The sequence below is a fragment of the Nocardia asteroides genome (genome assembly GCF_900637185.1).
Classification (GTDB): domain Bacteria; phylum Actinomycetota; class Actinomycetes; order Mycobacteriales; family Mycobacteriaceae; genus Nocardia; species Nocardia asteroides.
The window spans coordinates 1,262,068-1,278,394 of record NZ_LR134352.1 but is presented as its reverse complement, the minus strand read 5'-3'; the positions used below and the strand labels follow the sequence as shown (position 1 = coordinate 1,278,394).

The window sequence follows — 16,327 nt, the reverse complement described above, 5'->3', positions numbered from 1 at the left end:
GGCGGCGAGGGACATGACCGAACAGACACCGGCGATCGACGGCCGGCAATTTCGTAATGTGCTGGGGCAGTTCTGCACCGGCATCACCGTGATCACCGCGCTGGACCCGGCGGGTGAGCCGATCGGCTTCGCCTGCCAGTCCTTCGCCGCCCTGTCCCTCGACCCGCCCCTGGTGCTGTTCTGCCCCACCAAGGGGTCGCGCTCCTGGGCGGCGATCGAGGCGGCGGGCAAGTTCTGCGTGAACGTGCTCGCCGAGGCACAGCAGCCGACCTGCGCGCGCTTCGGCTCGCGCGAGACCGACAAGTTCGCCGGCGTCGCCTGGCACACCTCCGAGCTGGGGGTGCCGGTGCTCGACGAGTCGCTGGCCACCATCGAATGCACCGTCGACTCCGTCGTCGACGGTGGTGACCACTACATCGTCATCGGCCGGGTGCACGCCCTGTCCGAATCGGAGACCACCAACGGCCGCCCACTGCTGTTCTATCGCGGGCAGTACACCGGCATCGAGCCGGACAAGACCACGCCCGCACCGTGGCGCGCGGACCTGGACCATTTCCTCACGACCACCAGTCTCGACACCTGGTTGTGAATATCGCTGCCGCCCCGCTCATCACACGATGAGCGGGGCGGTTCGCGTTTCCGGGGGACTCGGTCCGGCCAGCTCTAGGCGAGCTGCCCCCGTGGCGCTCAGGTGCCGCCCGTACCGGTCAGGTGCCGCCGATATCGATCAGGCACGGCCGATTCGGCTCGGATGCCGCCGGTTCCGCTCGGCCGCCGCCACTTCCGCTCAGCCGCCGCCGGTACCGCTCGAGTGCCGCCGGTTTCGCTCGAGTGCCGCCGGTTTCGCTCAGGCCGCCGCCGAGAACCGCTTGGGGCCGCCGGCACCGATCAGGTGCAGCTTGGGTGTCGACGGTGGCGCTCGGGTGCCGTCAGTGCCCTCAGCGCGCTGCGACCAGCGCGGTCAGCAGGGATGCGGACAGCGCCGTGGCGTTGGCTTCGGGGCCGGACCAGCTGCGGGTGGTGACCGTCATCGCGTTCGGGGCAGGGGCACCGATGCAGTGCGGGGCGAAGGCGGTGAAGAAGCGGTCCGGGTCGAGCAGGGTCTCGGGGGCGTGGACGCCCGGCTTCGGGTCGGCAGCCATGAGCAGTGCTCCCACAGCCAGTGGGACGCCGGTGTTCTCGGCCATCGACAGGCCGGGTACCTGGGACAGTGCCGTGGCCGCCGTCGCGGGTGCACCGTCGCGCAGGCCGGTGGCGATCGCGAACAGCGGCGGGAGTCCGCCTGCCGCGACGAGCGTCGCCGGGTCGGCGGGAAGCAGGCGCTCGACGCGGGCGGCGAGGCGGGCCGCCCGGTCGAGAGTCAACAGGCGGCGGTCGATGGTCCAGCGCAGCGCGTGCAGAGCGGCCGTAGTCGGGCGATCGGCTACCACCACCGAGGTCGCCGCGCGGAGGCCGGGGAACGCCAGCGGCAGCGTGATCGCCTCCGGGTGACCGAAGCTGCGACCCACGCCGGTGCCGAGCCCCGGGTAGTCCAGCCGGAGCCGTTCCAGCGCAGGACGTTCGGTGCGAACACCATCGCGAGTCACCGGAATCTCGCCACTGATCTGACGCATCCCATGCACGACGGCGGCGGTAGGCCCGGCAGCCGTTCGGCCGGCCGCGGACGACCCAGCTATCGCGGGTCCGGCACCAACGGACGACCCGGTCGCCGCGGATCTGGCACCAACAGACGATCCGGTCGCCACAAGTCCGGCACCACCAGACGACCCGGTCACGGCAGGTCCAGCCGCATCGAGCGACCCGGTCGCAGCAGGCCCGGCACCACCAGACGACCCAGTCGCCGCGGCCCCAGCCGCATCGCGCGACCCGGTCGCAGCAGGCCCGGCACCACCAGACGACCCAGTCGCCGCGGCCCCAGCCGCATCGCGCGACCCGGTCGCAGCAGGCCCGGCACCACCAGACGACCCAGTCGCCGCGGCCCCAGCCGCATCGCGCGACCCGGTCGCAGCAGGCCCGGCACCACCAGACGACCCAGTCGCCGCGGGTCCGGCAGCATGAAGCGACCCCGTCGCGGCGGGTCCGGCGGAGATGAACCGGACGGGTTCAGGGTGGGCGGAGTGGATGTTCCAGCCGGTGACCAGGTCATCGACCCGGTCGAGTTCGGCGCCCGCGCGCACCGCGAGCAGGTTGGCGAGGCCGGGGCTCGCGCCCATGCCGAGCAGCGCGGTCACGCCGGCCGCCTTCGCCCGCGCGTCCAGTTCCAGCATCTCGATGGTGGGCTGCGGGTCGTCGCAGATGTCGATGTAGTCGCAGCGCGCGTCGATGGCGGCGGCCAGGATCGGTGGGCCGAAGCGGAAGTACGGGCCGACCGTGTTGACGACCAGGTCGGCCGCGCGCAAAGCCGCTGCCAGCGCCGAGGCATCGGTGACATCGAGACCGAGGGCGTCGGCACCCAGTTCCGCGGCGACTTTCCGCGCCGCCGACTCGTCCCGATCGGCGATCGTCAAGGCGCTCACCCGGCTGTCACCGCGCAGGACCCGCGCCGCGACCCGCCCCATCTCCCCCGCCCCACCCAGTGCCAGAACTCGCATGACTGCCTCCCCGTCGAATATATTGACTATCATGACAGTAAATAAAGTCGGCCGACCGAGCAAGGCCAAGGAGCGCGTCGCCCAGATCCTGCGGGCGGCGCGCTCGGTGGTGGCCGCGGAGGGCTTCTCCGCCACGACACTGTCCCGGGTGGCCACGGCCGCCGGCGTGCAGCGCACCCTGGTCCTGCACTATTTCGGCAACCGGGACGGGCTCATGCAGGCCTTCATCACCGACGCGGTGGCGGCATACGGCGACGCGATGCTGCGCCTGGGCGCCGACGAGCCGATCGAGGATCGAGTGGCGCGCATGTTCGAGCCTGGCGCCTACACGAACCGCGACGACCTCGTGGTGTGGTGCGAACTCGTCGCCCTCGCCGCCCGCGATTCTCTTGTCCGCCGGCGACTCACCGAGCTGTGGACACAACGGTGGCTACCCGCCCTGGAACTCCAGCTGGCCGACACCTACCCCGGGGCGGCACCGGCACAGATCGCAGGCACCGCGTACGCGCTCGCGTGCCTGTTCGAGGCGCACTGGGCCTTCCACCTCCAGGGTGTGGACGGTCCCGAACGCGCCGAACAGGGCCGACAAGCCGCCCACGCCCTACTCGCCATGCTCCAGACCGCGCGGTAAACATCCCAGCGGCTCACATCTTCGCAGTCGTCAAGCACCTGAGGCCGTGCGAGCGCCGGCCCGAAATCAACGTGTGAGCACCCACCGCGCGACGCGCGAACACCCGCCGGAACACCTAGGCAGGGCCGAGCACGCGTGCGGCCGAACCCGGTTGAAAAACTGCTCATTCGGTGAGCACTTTGAGGTGCAGGATGGTCTTCATGAACCAGATCGACTTCATCACCTGCGCCGACGCCACCGAATGGGAAACCTGGCTGGCCGCGAACCACGCCACCGTGGACGAGATCTGGGTCCGCATCGCCAAGAAGAACGCCCCGAGCCCGTCGGTGACCATCACCGAAACGCTCGACGGCGCGCTCTGCTACGGCTGGATCGACAGCCACCGCCGCGCCCTCGACGCCCACCACTACCTCCAGCGCTACTCCCCGCGCCGCGCGCGCAGCCCCTGGTCCCAGGTCAACGTCGCCAAGGCCGAAGCCCTCATCGCCGCGGGCCGCATGCGACCGGTCGGCTACGCCGCCATCGAAGAAGCCGTCGCCGACGGCCGCTGGGCCGCCGCCTACGAACGCCAGCGCACCGCCGAGATCCCTGCCGAGTTGGCTGCCGCGCTCGCCGAAATGCCCGGGGCGCAAGCCGCCTACGCCGCCCTCGGCCGCTCCGATCAATACCGCCTCTTCCTGCCGATCCTGAAAGCGACGAGCCCCACCGCACGCGCGAACCGCGTCTCCCAGGCCATCGACGCCCTCACCGAAGAACTCGCGGTCCACCGGCTAGGCTCGTCCTCTTCGCCACAGAGCGGAGTCCCGGGAGCCGTGCACCATGAGCGACCACATTCAGCTGCAACCCCCTGACTACCACCGGTGCCTCGACACGGTGTTCGCCTCACCCACGGCATGCCGTGCACTACTGCAACGGCTCGCCGACATGACCGAGCACGACATCCACTCGCGGTGGTCGCCCTGGCAAGGACAGGAGCCGCCGCCGCACGGGCCCCAGGTGGCCGACCGGATCCCCGCCGAAGTGCGGCTGGCGATGGTGCAGGCCGAGCTCGATTCCTCTCGCGAAATCGTCAACTTCCAACACCGCGAACTGGCTGCCGTGATGGATGTGCCGCCGATGCAGCTGAGCTACGTCGAGCTCATCGTCGGTGTGCGCGGAATCCTCGCGGATCAACGGCGCCGGATCGTCGAGCTGGAGGCCGAACCGCCCCTGGACCGCTGAAGCCTCGGCACCCGTCAGACTTCCTTGACCAGCACCGCGCGGGTGTACAACAGCGAGAAGCCCCGCCCCTGGGCGTTCCGCTGCGACTTGGAACCGGGCTGGGTGGTGATGACCGCGAGGTCACAGCCTTCCGCGGCGGCCTCGGTCAAGCGGGTGGACAGCATGGCCGTCTGCACGCCGTTCCGACGATGCGCCGGCAACGTGGCCGCGCCCGCGAGAGCCGCGATCCCGCCACCGGTACGCATACTCGCGCCACCGGCGGGTTCGCCGTTGCGATAGGCGACGTATCGCCGGGTGTCGTTGGTGGAAGCCATATCCCGCATCACCGCCGCGATCGCCTCCCGCGGGAACTCCTCGTGCGAGGGCACCCCTTCGTCATCCGGATGCGCGAACCCGTCGACCACGACATCGAGCCACACCCCCAAATCCTCGTCCTCGTCCCGCCGCACCTCCACCCCCTCCGGCACCTCCCACCGCCGCCCACCCAACTCCACCCCGAGCACATTCTCGAACGACACCAACCGATACCCCCGCCCGGTCAGCATCTCCCCGATCCGCGGATCCGCCAACTGCGACAACTCCACCTGCACCGCCACCCCCACCTCGGCACAAGCCCTCTCGACCTCCTCCCACTCCCCCACCGAAGGCACCCCACCGAACCCCACCCCCACCACCTTGTTCAACGGCGACCCCACCCCCGCAAAACACACAGCCCCACCCCCGAACTCCCGCACAAACCCCCTACCCCCCGCCCTCGCCGCCCCAGCAATAGCCCCCATCTCCAACCCCTCAACCCGAGCCGCCAACGCGCTTCCACAAAACAACGTCCCCACAAATTCGCTCATAACCCAGTTATAAACACCCCGTCCAGCGAGTTTCCCCACCCCACGCGAACGATCAAGATCACCACGCTCTGGCGGCGGCATAGCGCGAGAGCGGTACACCGCCAGGGCGTGGTGATCATGTGTCCAAGGGGGCGTTGCGGGTGGCGAGGGCGGAGTAGATGCGGTCGAGGAGGACGTGGGGGCGGCGGTGGAGGAGGTTGGCGCTTACGCGAACGATGTGCCAGCCCGCGTCGGCGAGTGCGGCGGCGCGGTCGATGTCTTTGGTGCGTTGGGTGGGGTCGGTCCAATGGTGGGCGCCGTCGTACTCGACGCCGACGCGTGGTGCGGACCAGCCCATGTCCAGGCGGGCGATGAATCCCCCTGAGCGGTCCCGAACCACGATCTGGGTGGTCGGCGCGGGGAGGCCGTTGGTGACGATCAGAAGTCTCGTCAGGGACTCCGGCGGTGATTCCGCGCCGGGGTCGACCATGGACAGAGCGGTTCCGGCCCGCACGGATCCGCGGGCACCCGCGTGCCCGGCCGCGTAGGCGCGACCGGCGGACGGAGTGAGTCCGGTCGCGCGGCACAAAGCATCGAGGGCAGGGACCGCGGAGCGGAGCGGCAGAGTTCGCGCGAGGTCGAAAGCGGTTCGCTCGGGGGTGGTTACCGGGAAGCCGTCGATATCGCGGCGGTCTTCGCAAGGGATCCGCGCCTGGCGCGAGATGATCCATGGCGGCGGTCGGCGGTAGGTCGGCATCGCGATCTCGGCCGGGGTGTCGGCGTCGATCCATTTGCTCCCGAGCATCGCAGACGCCGAAAGCCCCAAGAGCACGCCTCGGCCTTTGGTCCAAAGCACCGCGGCTTTCGCGCGCCCTACCGCATCCAGCCGGAGCCCACGCGCAACGTACACATCATGAGCCACCCGCTCGAAGTCGTGCCGCAATTCCCACCGCGTCAACACCCCCGCCGCAACCGCCCGAGACCCCACAAACGCCCCACCAAATCCCCCCATACCCAGCCATCCTCCCCACCCCCACCGACAAACAAAAGATCACCACGCTCTGGTGGCGGCATCGCCCGAGAGCGCAGTGCCACCAGAGCGTGGTGATCGGATGTCCAGGGGGGTCAGGCCGAGGCGGTGGCTTCGCGTTGGAGTTCGAGGGCGATGTCGATGAGTTGGTCTTCCTGGCCGCCTACGAGTTTGCGTTGGCCTGCGCGGACGAGCATTTCGGCGGCGGAGACGTTGTAGCGTTCGGCTTGGCGTTCGGCGTGGCGGAGGAAGCTGGAGTAGACGCCGGCGTAGCCCATCATGAGAGCTTGGCGGTCGAGGAGGCATTCGGTGGGCATGGCGGGGCGGACGACGTCTTCGGCGGCGTCGGTGACGGCGAAGAAGTCGACGCCGGTCTTGACGCCGAGCTTGTCGCAGACGCCGATGAAGGCTTCGACCGGCAGGTTGCCCGCGCCCGCGCCGAAGCGCCGGGCCGAGCCGTCGATCTGGGTGGCGCCGGCGCGCACGGCGTAGACCGAGTTCGCGACCGCGAGGCCGAGGTTCTCGTGGCCGTGGAAGCCCACCTGGGCGTCGTCGCCGAGTTCGGCGACCAGGGCCGCGACGCGGTCCGAGACCTGTTCGAGGACGAGCGCGCCCGCGGAGTCGACGACGTACACGCACTGGCAGCCCGCGTCGGCCATGATGCGGGCCTGCTTGGCGAGCTTCTCCGGCGTGGTGGAGTGGGCCATCATCAGGAAGCCGACGGTCTCCAGGCCGAGTTCGCGCGCGAGCCCGAAGTGCTGGATGGACACATCGGCCTCGGTGCAATGGGTGGCGATGCGGCAGATGGACGCGCCGTTGTCCTGGGAGATCTTGATGTCTTCCTTGACGCCGACACCCGGCAGCATGAGGAAGGCGATCTTGGCCTGCTTGGCGGTCTCCGCGGCGGCCTTGATCAGTTCCTGCTCCGGGGTTTTCGAGAACCCGTAGTTGAACGAGGATCCGCCGAGGCCGTCACCGTGGGTGACTTCGATGACGGGCACGCCCGAACCATCCAGGGCGGCAACGATATTGCGCACCTCGTCCACGGTGAACTGGTGGCGCTTGTGGTGCGAGCCGTCCCGCAGCGAGGTGTCGGTGACGCGCACGTCGAGTTCGCCCGAGAAGGGCTTCAGGATATTGCTCATGGTCGAATCTCCTTACACCCGAGCCGAGATGATCTGATCGGCCACCACATCGCCCACGCGGGTCGCGGCGGCGGTCATGATGTCGAGGTTGCCCGCATAGGGGGGCAGGAAGTCGCCCGCGCCTTCGACCTCGACGAAGATCGAGACCTTGGCCATGCCACCGGAGATCACCGACGGGTCGTCGAACTGCGGGTCGTTGAGCAGCCGGTAGCCGGGCACGTATTCCTGGATCGACTTCTCCATGGCGACGATGCTCTCGGCGATGGCGTCGCGGTCGGCGTCGTCGGGGATGGAGCAGAAGATGGTGTCGCGCATGATCATCGGCGGCTCGGCCGGGTTCAAGATGATGATGGCCTTGCCGCGCTCGGCGCCACCGATGGTTTCGACCCCCTTGGAGGTGGTCTTGGTGAACTCGTCGATATTGGCGCGGGTGCCGGGGCCGGCCGAGACCGAGGACACCGAGGCGACGATCTCGGCGTATTTGACCGGCACGACGCGGGATACGGCCGCGACCATGGGGATGGTGGCCTGGCCGCCGCAGGTGATCATGTTGACGTTCGGCGCGTCACGCAGCGAGTCCAGGTTCACCGGCGGGATCACCGCAGGACCGACCGCGGCCGGGGTGAGGTCGACGGCGCGAATGCCCGCGGCCTCGTACTTCGGCGCGTACGCGCGATGCACGTAGGCGGAGGTGGCCTCGAACACCAGGTCCGGCTTCTCGTCGAGGGCCAGCAGCCAGTCCGCGCCCTCGGCCGAGGTCTCCAGACCCAGCCCGCGTGCCCGCTTCAGCCCTTCCGACTCCGGGTCGATGCCGATCATCCAGCGCGGCTCGATCTTGTCCGAGCGCAGCAGTTTGTAGAGCAGGTCGGTGCTGATATTGCCGGACCCCACGATCGCGGCGGTGACTTTGCTGGTCACGGTGTACTCCTTGGAAGTCTGGGTCAGCTGAAACGCAAACGGACGGAACCGAGTCCGGCGAAGTCGGCGAGGAATTCGTCCCCCGGGCGGGCGTCGATGGCGCGGGTGCAGGAACCGGGCAGCACGATGTCGCCCTTCTTCAACCGCACCCCGAAGGTCGCGACCTTGCGCGCCAGCCACGCCACCGCGATCACCGGGTCACCCAGCACCGCGTCGCTGCGGCCCTCGGCGATGACCTCACCGTTGCGGGTGAGCACGGCATCGATGGCCTTGATGTCGATGTCGCCGGGCGCGACGCGCTGTTTGCCGAGGACGAAACCGGCGGAGGAGGCGTTGTCGGAGATGGTGTCGGCCAGGCCGATCTTCCAGTCCTTGATCCGCGAATCGATCAGCTCGATCGAGGGCGCGTAGGCGACGGTCGCGGCGAGGACGTCGGCTTCGGTGCAGTCCTCGCCGGGCAGGTCGGCGCCGAGGACGAAACCGACCTCGACCTCCACGCGCGGGAGCAGGTATTTCGAGGTGTCGACGGGGACGTCCTCGAAGACCTCCATCTCGGCGAGCAGGTGTCCGTAGTCGGGCTCGTCCACGCCCATCATCTGCTGCATGGCCTTCGACGACAGGCCCACCTTGTGACCGACGACCTTGGCACCCGCCTTCAGCCGGCGCTGGATGTTGAGCAGCTGGATCTCGTAGGCGTCGACGACATCGATATCGGGATACCGGTCGACCAGCGGCGAGACGGCGACCCGCTCGTCCTCGGCGCGGGCCAGTTCGTCGGCGAGTTGAGTTCGTACCGCGTCGGGCAGCACGCGGACCTCCTAGGCAGCACGGGCGGGATGGATCACGACGTCAAAACTGTAACCGGTTTCCCGGAGCCTCGTCAGCCGTTCACCTGACAATACAACGCGACTGTGGGTGATTTCTATAACACGTTCCAGTATGTGGAGAGGAAACGCCGAGCCCACTGGAACAAGTTCCAGTTTGGGCTGTCAAACCGCCAACCCCTTCTATAACGTGTTCCACATGAGTGATCGGGAATACGATGTGGTGGTCGTCGGTAGCGGCGCCGCCGGGATGACGGCCGCCCTCACCGCGGCCCACAACGGACTGAGCGTCGTGCTGTTGGAGAAGGCGGCCCACTACGGTGGCTCGACGGCCCGATCCGGCGGTGGCGTCTGGATCCCGGGCAACAAGGCGCTGAAGGCCTCGGGCCGCCCCGACGACCGCGAGGAGGCGCGCACCTACCTGCACAGCATCATCGGCGACGCGGTGCCCGCGGAGAAGATCGACACCTACCTCGATCGCGGCGCCGAGGCCTTCGACTTCGTCCTCGACCACACCCCGCTGAAGATGAAGTGGGTGCCCGGCTACTCCGACTACTACCCCGAAGCGCCCGGCGGACTCGGCCAGGGCCGTTCGTGCGAGCCGACGCCGTTCAACGGCAAGGTGCTCGGCGCGGAACTGGCCAACCTGGAACCGCCCTACGCCAAGGCGCCGCTGAACGTGGTCGTCATGCAGGCCGACTTCGTGCGGCTCAACCTGATCAAGCGCCACCCGAAGGGCATGATGCGCGCGCTGCGCGTCGGCGCCCGTACCTACCTGGCCAAGTTCACCGGCAAACACCTGCTCGGCATGGGTCAGGCGATCATGGCCGCCATGCGTAAGGGCCTGCTCGACGCGGGCGTTCCGGTGCTGCTGAACACCCCGCTCACCGACCTCGTTGTCACCGACGGGCGGGTCACCGGGGTCAAGGCCACCGTCGACGGCGAGCCGGTGACCTTCACCGCGCGCTACGGCGTGGTCCTGGGCAGCGGCGGGTTCGAGCACAACGCCGACATGCGCGCCAAGTACCAGCGTCAGCCGATAACCACTGAGTGGACAACCGGCGCCGCGGGCAACACCGGAGATGGCATCGTCGCCGGTATGGCGGCGGGAGCGACGGTCGGATTCATGGAGGATGCCTGGTGGGGTCCGACCATCTTCAAGGGCGGCAAGCCCTGGTTCGCCCTCGCCGAGCGCAATCTGCCCGGCACCATCATGGTCAACGACCGGGGCGAGCGGTTCGGCAACGAGTCGGCGCCGTATGTCGAGGCGGTGCACACCATGTACGGCGGTGAGCACGGCCAAGGCGCCGGTCCCGGCGAGAACGTGCCCGCGTGGCTGGTGTTCGACCAGCGCTACCGCAACCGCTACATCTTCGCCGGCCTGCAGCCGGGTCAGCGGTTCCCGTCGCGCTGGATGGAGAACGACTACATCGTCAAGGCCGACAGCATCGCGGAACTGGCCGAGAAGATCGGCGTCCCCGCCGACAGCCTGGACGCGACCGTGACCCGGTTCAACGGCTTCGCCGCCACCGGCAAGGACGAGGACTACGGCCGCGGCAACAGCCACTACGACCGCTACTACGGCGATCCCACCGTCAAGCCCAACCCGTGCCTGGCCGAGATCTCGCAGGGCCCGTTCTACGCGGCCAAGATCGTCCCGGGCGACCTGGGCACCAAGGGCGGACTGGTCACCGACACTTCCGGTCGCGTACTGCGCGAGGACGATTCGGTGATCGAGGGCCTCTACGCCGCGGGCAACACCAGCGCCCCGGTGATGGGCCACACCTACGCCGGGCCCGGCGCCACCATCGGCCCCGCGATCACCTTCGCCTACCTCGCGGTGCTCGACATCGCGGCCGCGAAGCAGGCCGAGGCCGCCGCGTGACCACCGAATCCACCATCTAGCAGGAGTAGATCCCATGCCCATCGACCTCCAGACCGCGCTCGGCGCTCCGCTGCCGGAGCGCGAGTTCAGCTGGACGCCCACCGATGTCCAGCTGTACCACCTCGGCCTCGGCGCGGGCGCGCACCCGACCGACCCGGTCGAGCTGACCTACCTCGACGATCGCGCGCCCCAGGTTCTGCCGACGTTCGCGACGGTGGCACCCACCCTGGGCGAGACCGATCCGCCGAAGGTCAGCTTCCCCGGCATCGAGATCGACCTGGCCAAGGTCGTGCACGGGCACCAGGAAGTGGTGGTGCACCGGCCGATTCCGGCGTCGGGCAAGGCCACCAGCACCGGCCGGATCAGCGAGCTCTGGGACAAGGGCGCCAACGCGGTGATCGTGCAGGAGAACACCGTGGTGGGCTCCGACGGCGAACCGCTGTGGACGGTGCGTTCGTCGATCTTCGCCAGGGGCGAGGGCGGTTTCGGCGGCGAGCGCGGGCCCAGCGCCAAGGTCGCGCTGCCCGAGCGGGCGCCCGACGCGGAACTGCTCGTCCCGACGCTGCCGCAGCAGGCACTGCTCTACCGCCTCTGCGGTGACCGCAACCCGCTGCACTCGGATCCCGAATTCGCCAAGGGCGCGGGCTTTCCCGCGCCGATCCTGCACGGCCTGTGCACCTACGGTGTGGTCTGCAAGGCGCTCACCGACGGCCTGCTCGACGGTGACGCGAGCCGGGTCGGCGGATTCCGGGCCAAGTTCGCCGGCGTGCTGTACCCGGGCGAGACGCTGCGGGTGAAGGTGTGGCGTGAGGGTGACGAGCTGATCGGCACCGCCACCGTCGTGGAGCGCGAGGACGCGCCGGTACTGGGTGACATCGCGCTGAGCGTGCGCTGAGGTCGAAGCCGCGAAAGCCCGCCGGACCTGCTGGTCCGGCGGGCTTCGTCGGTCAGGCGGCAGGCACCTCGGGCTCGACCCGCTTGCCGTTGCCCGCCAGGCCGCCCACCAGCAGCGCGTAGATCAGCATGATCAGCACCGGGGCCGCCAGCGGCGCCCAGACCAGTTCGACCGGCACCAGCGCCGCCGTAGCCGCCGCGATGCTGAACAGCACCGCGCCGCCCACCGACGGAATCGTCGTGGGCACCACGCCTTCCGGCGCGTGCAGTACGGCCGCGTTGAGCAGGTAGGTCGTCGCGACCAGGCCCGCCGCCGCGGCGGCGACCACCCCGATGTCGGCGAACGCGATGGCCGCGATCGCCACCAGGACCGCGCCGACGGCGGCGGGCCGCCACCACCAGCTCAGCACCACCAGCGCCAGCGCGGCGACCCCGCCGAACGGGTTGATCAGCGCGACCGCGGCCACCAGCAGCAGACCGGCCAGCAGGGCGAGAAATCTGGTCATCGGCGCACCCGCACTGTCCGGCGATGGTCGGGCAGCAGGCGCATGGCCTGGTCCAGACGGGTGTCGGCGGGCCAGGCGATGATGTCGACGCCGACGGTGCCCATGTCGCGGTACATCGACGCGCGTTCGAGCTGCCACATCTTGGCCATGGTCGGGTCGAGTCCCTCCTCGAACGGGGTGCCGCGCAGCACGTCCACCGCGATCACCACGTGGCCGCGCTTGCGCAGGTCGATCAGGGCCAGCGCGAACTGGGTGTCGAGCAGCGTGGAGAAGGCGACCACGATCGCGCCGATCGGGACGGCCGCGTGCGGCGCCAGCGTGCCGGTGGTCTCGACGTGTTCGTCGCCGACGCCGAGGACGGTGTCGACGATGCGGTAGAACTGCCTGCGGCCGATGTCGGGGCGTAGCCAGCGCGGGGTGTCGCCCAGGCAGACCACGGCGGTACGGTCACCGGCCTGCAGCGTGGACTGCACCACCTGCGCGGCGCCGCGCACCGACAGTTCCAGCGAGGCGGTGGCCGGGCCGGGCGCCTGCTGGGAGGTGTCGACCAGCACGACGACATCGGCGGAGCGGTTGGTGAATCGTTCGGTCACATAGAGCCTTCCGCGCCGCGCGCTGACCGGCCAGTTGACGGTGCGCAGCTGATCGCCGGGCGCGTAGGCGCGGATGTCGGCGTATTCGACGCCAGGGCCGTGCTTGCGGGTCAGGTGGGTGCCGATGCGGTCGGGAAGTTCGGTGCGCGGCAAGCGCATTCGCTGCGGATCGGCGATCGGGTAGACGTACAGTTTCGCCGCGGGCAGTTCCGTGGTGGCGACCGCGAGCCCGGCCGGGCTCAGCGCGGACACCTTGACCTGCACCGGATAGCGGCCCCAGCGCGCGGCCGAGAGCCCCAGCTGCATGCCGGCCGGCGCGCCACCGGAATCGTGCGCCTCCTCGACCTCGAGCTCGAGCCCGGTCAGCGGGACCGCCGACATCCGTAGCAGCGCGTGCCCGTTCTCGACGAACGCGGCGGCGTTGACCCCGACCACCTCGCCCTCGAAACAGCGCACGGTGCCGCTGCCGTCGACCTGGATCCGGGTCGGGTTCTGCTGCCACGGCGCGGTGACCAGCACCCCGAGCATGGGGGCGGCGAACACCACCAGCTGCCACTGCCCGCGCAGGACGGCGACGACCAGCGCCGCCGCGGCGCACCCGGCCAGGATGAACACCAGCGGCGCGGGCCGCCAGCGCAGGTCGACCTCGACCGTCCTGGATTCGTCGCGGTGCTTCATGTGCTGGTGGCGCGGGGTACCGGTAGCCTGCGCAGCAATTCGGAGATGACGTCCTCACCCCGGATGCGGCGCACCCACATCTCCGGACGCAGGGTGATGCGGTGCGCCATCGCGGGCACCGCCAGTGCCTTCACATCCTCGGGGATCACATAGTCGCGGCCGAGCAGCAGCGCGCGGGCCCGCGACATCTGCACCAGATCGAGTTCGGCGCGCGGGCTGGCGCCCACCTCGACCTGCGGATGACTGCGGGTCGCCGAGGCCAGCGCCACCACGTAGTTCACGACATCGGGATGCACCGTGACGAACTCGACCGACTGGCGCATCTCCATCAGGCCCTGCGCGTCCACGACCTGGCCGACCTGCGGCGGCGTCGACCCGCGTTCGAGCCTGCGCCGGATCATCTGGGTCTCGTCCTGCTCGGACAGATACCCCAGCCGCAGCTGCAACGCGAACCGGTCGAGCTGCGCCTCGGGCAGCGGGTAGGTGCCCTCGTACTCGATCGGGTTGTCGGTGGCCAGCACGATGAACGGCTGCGGCAGCAGGAAGGTCTCGCCGTCGATGCTCACCTGGCCCTCGGCCATGGCCTCGAGCAGCGCCGCCTGCGTCTTGGGCGGGGTGCGGTTGATCTCGTCGGCGAGCAGGACATTGGTGAAGACCGGACCGCGACGGAAGTTGAAGCGGCCCGACGACATGTCGTAGATCGTCGACCCGAGCAGGTCGGCGGGCAGTAAATCAGGCGTGAACTGCACCCGGGTGAAGTCCAGGCCCAGCGCGGCCGCGAACGACCGCGCGATCAACGTCTTACCGAGGCCGGGCAGGTCCTCGATGAGAATGTGTCCTCCGGACAGCACGGCGATCATGATGAGTTGCAGCTCATCTCGCTTGCCGACCACGACTCGGCCCAGCTCACGCAGTACGGCGTCGGAGCGCTGGACGGTCACGTTCAACGGCATGGTCATCGGTGGCCTCTAACCCCTCACATCGTCTGCAATCGGCGCAGGATCTCGTCCAGCGCCGCCCTACCCGGTGCGCGACCGGTCTGATCGCGCAATGCCGAGTTCGCCGGGTCCACCCAGCGCCACAGTTCCAGACCGAACAGCAGCTGACCCGCGGCCTCGGTGGCCCGGCGATTCTTGGAAACCCGCAGACCGGTGGACAATTCGAATTCCTTGGCCAGCAGCGGTCGCAGGTGCCGATCCCAGTCGGCGCGGGTGCCGTCGGCGCGCGCGGTCAGCATCTCGGCGCGCGCGTGCCAGCGGCCCAGCATCTCGGCGGGTCCGTTGTCGATGTACTCGGTGAGCGGTTCCTCGCGGACCACGCGGTGCCGCATCGACCACAGCAGGGTGGCGAGCGCGACCGCGACGGGCAGGGCGACGGCGAGCAGCACCAGGTCGCGGGCCATCCGGACCAGCGCCACCTCCAGCACCAGCACCACCACGACAGCGGCCGCGACGACGGCCGAACGGCTCAGTCCCGCGCCACCTCCCGGGCTCGTCATGCTGCCTCCATCGAGCATGCTCGGGCGCCCTGCGTGGTTACGCGAGCTACCGCCTCCGGGCGCTGACCGCTCATGCTGCCACCAATCGGCGCTGCAGATCCGAGAGCACGATGCGCAGCAGCTGTTCGGCGCGCATGCGCTGCCATTCGAGCATCGAGTGCGGGCTGAACCGCGCCTCCTCGAACAGCGCGACCAGCTCGCGGGCCGAGGCATCGTGCAGCACACCGCTTTCGAACGCGCGGGCGAGCACTTCCATGGGGGTGTCGGAGGCCAGCGGGCGGGCGGCGTTGTCGCTGGACAGGCCGCGTTCCATGGCCACGTAACAGGCGATGATCGCGGTGCGCGGGTCCTGGCCGGGCGCGTTCATCGCGGCCAGGCCCATTTCGGCGGCCCTGGTGAGGGAGTCGACGTCGCTGGGTTCGGGTTCGGGCGCCGCGGGCGCGACCGGGGCGGGTTCGCGGCGCGCGGCCACCGCGACGACCACCAGGCCGAGCAGCGCGATCACGATCAGCACCACCGCGAGGGCGGCCCCGATCAGCAGTGCGGTGCCGGTGAGTTCGGCGGGGCCGGTGCCGGGGTCGGGCGCGGGGGCGTCGACCGGCGTCGGCACCGGGCCCGAGCCCTCGGGCAGGGTTTCGGACGCGGGACGCATCGGCTTGGCGCCGGGCAGCAGGAACAGCGCGGTGACCCCGCCGGCGAAGACGAGGGCGATCACGGCCACGACGATCGGTCCGAGCAGCGCCAGCCTGCGCCACCGGAAGCGCGGCGTGGCTTCGCGTTCGGCTTGCGGCATGGCCAGCGGGAGACGATGCTGACTGGCGATCACTCCGGCGACCAGGATGACGATGGAGACCAGCAGCAGCACCGGCATCACCGCGACCAGCAGCGGCGACGGAGCGCGGCTCGAGTCGGCGGGCGCGCCGGGGAGGTAGCCCTGCAACGCGATCGTCGCAGCGGCGAGCAGTGCGATCACGACGATCGCCCGCGTAATGGGCTGACTCACCCCGATCACTGCTGTACCACCAAACCCCAGAGCCTGCACAAAACAGCCACATAGTTACACGCCGAGTGGTTCGCTCGGGAGGAAAT

Annotated in this window: 17 protein-coding genes; 6 read left to right on the top strand and 11 right to left on the bottom strand. The window is 69.5% G+C overall.

Translation table 11 applies throughout. The features are described 5' to 3' along the window. Positions 1-13: 13 nt before the first annotated feature. Positions 14-589: a 3-hydroxy-9,10-secoandrosta-1,3,5(10)-triene-9,17-dione monooxygenase reductase subunit gene (gene hsaB, locus EL493_RS06115; RefSeq protein ID WP_019044727.1), complete on the top strand. Its 576-nt coding sequence runs from the start codon at positions 14-16 to the stop codon at positions 587-589. 349 nt (positions 590-938) lie between these two features. Here the strand turns inward: hsaB and EL493_RS06110 are convergent, their stop codons facing one another. Beyond that, positions 939-2,591, bottom strand: coding sequence for a saccharopine dehydrogenase family protein (locus tag EL493_RS06110; protein ID WP_083415773.1), 1,653 nt, complete (start codon positions 2,589-2,591; stop codon positions 939-941). A 31-nt stretch (positions 2,592-2,622) separates the two neighbouring features. On the opposite strand from EL493_RS06110, the gene EL493_RS06105 reads away from it, so the two are divergent. The 3 genes from EL493_RS06105 to EL493_RS06095 all read left to right on the top strand — a co-directional run bounded on the left by EL493_RS06105 (position 2,623) and on the right by EL493_RS06095 (position 4,443). Then, positions 2,623-3,222, top strand: a complete 600-nt coding sequence (locus tag EL493_RS06105) for a TetR/AcrR family transcriptional regulator (protein ID WP_019044724.1) — start codon at positions 2,623-2,625, stop codon at positions 3,220-3,222. A gap of 200 nt (positions 3,223-3,422) precedes the next feature. Further along, the gene (locus EL493_RS06100; protein WP_022566426.1) at positions 3,423-4,073 is read left to right on the top strand and encodes a YdeI/OmpD-associated family protein; all 651 of its coding nucleotides are present in this window, start codon (positions 3,423-3,425) and stop codon (positions 4,071-4,073) included. A gap of 73 nt (positions 4,074-4,146) precedes the next feature. Next, on the top strand, positions 4,147-4,443 hold the full coding sequence (locus EL493_RS06095; protein ID WP_019044722.1) for a hypothetical protein: 297 nt from the start codon (positions 4,147-4,149) through the stop codon (positions 4,441-4,443). A 14-nt stretch (positions 4,444-4,457) separates the two neighbouring features. Here EL493_RS06095 and EL493_RS06090 read toward each other — a convergent pair whose 3' ends face one another. From EL493_RS06090 to EL493_RS06070, 5 genes are all read right to left on the bottom strand, one after another. Continuing rightward, positions 4,458-5,267: a GNAT family N-acetyltransferase gene (locus EL493_RS06090; protein ID WP_407938940.1), complete on the bottom strand. Its 810-nt coding sequence runs from the start codon at positions 5,265-5,267 to the stop codon at positions 4,458-4,460. 136 nt (positions 5,268-5,403) lie between these two features. After that, positions 5,404-6,210 (bottom strand): endonuclease domain-containing protein, encoded by an 807-nt coding sequence (locus EL493_RS06085; RefSeq protein WP_198041223.1) that lies wholly within the window; start codon positions 6,208-6,210, stop codon positions 5,404-5,406. 182 nt (positions 6,211-6,392) lie between these two features. Then, entirely contained in the window at positions 6,393-7,442 is a 1,050-nt protein-coding gene (dmpG, locus tag EL493_RS06080) for a 4-hydroxy-2-oxovalerate aldolase (RefSeq protein WP_019044719.1), read from the bottom strand. Positions 7,443-7,454: 12 nt separating this feature from the next. After that, on the bottom strand, positions 7,455-8,360 hold the full coding sequence (locus tag EL493_RS06075) for an acetaldehyde dehydrogenase (acetylating) (RefSeq protein ID WP_019044718.1): 906 nt from the start codon (positions 8,358-8,360) through the stop codon (positions 7,455-7,457). Between the two features lie 23 nt (positions 8,361-8,383). Further along, positions 8,384-9,169 carry a 2-keto-4-pentenoate hydratase gene (locus EL493_RS06070; RefSeq protein WP_019044717.1) on the bottom strand — a complete coding sequence of 262 codons (786 nt, stop codon included), beginning with the start codon at positions 9,167-9,169 and terminating at the stop codon, positions 8,384-8,386. 214 nt (positions 9,170-9,383) lie between these two features. On the opposite strand from EL493_RS06070, the gene kstD reads away from it, so the two are divergent. Together kstD and EL493_RS06060 are read left to right on the top strand one after the other, a co-directional pair. Next, positions 9,384-11,069: a 3-oxosteroid 1-dehydrogenase gene (gene kstD / locus EL493_RS06065; protein WP_019044716.1), complete on the top strand. Its 1,686-nt coding sequence runs from the start codon at positions 9,384-9,386 to the stop codon at positions 11,067-11,069. Between the two features lie 34 nt (positions 11,070-11,103). After that, positions 11,104-11,964, top strand: a complete 861-nt coding sequence (locus EL493_RS06060) for a MaoC/PaaZ C-terminal domain-containing protein (RefSeq protein WP_019044715.1) — start codon at positions 11,104-11,106, stop codon at positions 11,962-11,964. Positions 11,965-12,016: 52 nt separating this feature from the next. Here EL493_RS06060 and EL493_RS06055 read toward each other — a convergent pair whose 3' ends face one another. From EL493_RS06055 to EL493_RS06035, 5 genes are all read right to left on the bottom strand, one after another. Continuing rightward, complete coding sequence (locus tag EL493_RS06055; RefSeq protein ID WP_019044714.1) at positions 12,017-12,469, bottom strand: hypothetical protein; 453 nt, start codon at positions 12,467-12,469, stop codon at positions 12,017-12,019. Continuing rightward, positions 12,466-13,740, bottom strand: a complete 1,275-nt coding sequence (locus tag EL493_RS06050; protein ID WP_019044713.1) for a DUF58 domain-containing protein — start codon at positions 13,738-13,740, stop codon at positions 12,466-12,468. Before EL493_RS06050 ends, EL493_RS06055 begins: the two co-directional genes overlap by 4 nt. After that, the gene (locus EL493_RS06045; protein ID WP_019044712.1) at positions 13,737-14,699 is read right to left on the bottom strand and encodes an AAA family ATPase; all 963 of its coding nucleotides are present in this window, start codon (positions 14,697-14,699) and stop codon (positions 13,737-13,739) included. The genes EL493_RS06050 and EL493_RS06045 overlap by 4 nt, the downstream gene beginning before the upstream one ends. A gap of 17 nt (positions 14,700-14,716) precedes the next feature. Beyond that, the gene (locus EL493_RS06040; protein WP_022566431.1) at positions 14,717-15,238 is read right to left on the bottom strand and encodes a hypothetical protein; all 522 of its coding nucleotides are present in this window, start codon (positions 15,236-15,238) and stop codon (positions 14,717-14,719) included. Between the two features lie 70 nt (positions 15,239-15,308). After that, positions 15,309-16,241, bottom strand: a complete 933-nt coding sequence (locus EL493_RS06035; protein ID WP_198041191.1) for a DUF4129 domain-containing protein — start codon at positions 16,239-16,241, stop codon at positions 15,309-15,311. Positions 16,242-16,327 lie beyond the last annotated feature (86 nt).

Bases quoted from the DNA above. Each gene is read 5' to 3' on its own strand.
- hsaB (WP_019044727.1), top strand. From the start codon at position 14: ATGACCGAACAGACACCGGCGATCGACGGCCGGCAATTTCGTAATGTG.
- EL493_RS06110 (WP_083415773.1), bottom strand. From the start codon at position 2,591: ATGCGAGTTCTGGCACTGGGTGGGGCGGGGGAGATGGGGCGGGTCGCG.
- EL493_RS06105 (WP_019044724.1), top strand. From the start codon at position 2,623: ATGACAGTAAATAAAGTCGGCCGACCGAGCAAGGCCAAGGAGCGCGTC.
- EL493_RS06100 (WP_022566426.1), top strand. From the start codon at position 3,423: ATGAACCAGATCGACTTCATCACCTGCGCCGACGCCACCGAATGGGAA.
- EL493_RS06095 (WP_019044722.1), top strand. From the start codon at position 4,147: ATGACCGAGCACGACATCCACTCGCGGTGGTCGCCCTGGCAAGGACAG.
- dmpG (WP_019044719.1), bottom strand. From the start codon at position 7,442: ATGAGCAATATCCTGAAGCCCTTCTCGGGCGAACTCGACGTGCGCGTC.
- kstD (WP_019044716.1), top strand. From the start codon at position 9,384: ATGAGTGATCGGGAATACGATGTGGTGGTCGTCGGTAGCGGCGCCGCC.
- EL493_RS06060 (WP_019044715.1), top strand. From the start codon at position 11,104: ATGCCCATCGACCTCCAGACCGCGCTCGGCGCTCCGCTGCCGGAGCGC.
- EL493_RS06055 (WP_019044714.1), bottom strand. From the start codon at position 12,469: ATGACCAGATTTCTCGCCCTGCTGGCCGGTCTGCTGCTGGTGGCCGCG.
- EL493_RS06050 (WP_019044713.1), bottom strand. From the start codon at position 13,740: ATGAAGCACCGCGACGAATCCAGGACGGTCGAGGTCGACCTGCGCTGG.
- EL493_RS06045 (WP_019044712.1), bottom strand. From the start codon at position 14,699: ATGACCATGCCGTTGAACGTGACCGTCCAGCGCTCCGACGCCGTACTG.
- EL493_RS06040 (WP_022566431.1), bottom strand. From the start codon at position 15,238: ATGACGAGCCCGGGAGGTGGCGCGGGACTGAGCCGTTCGGCCGTCGTC.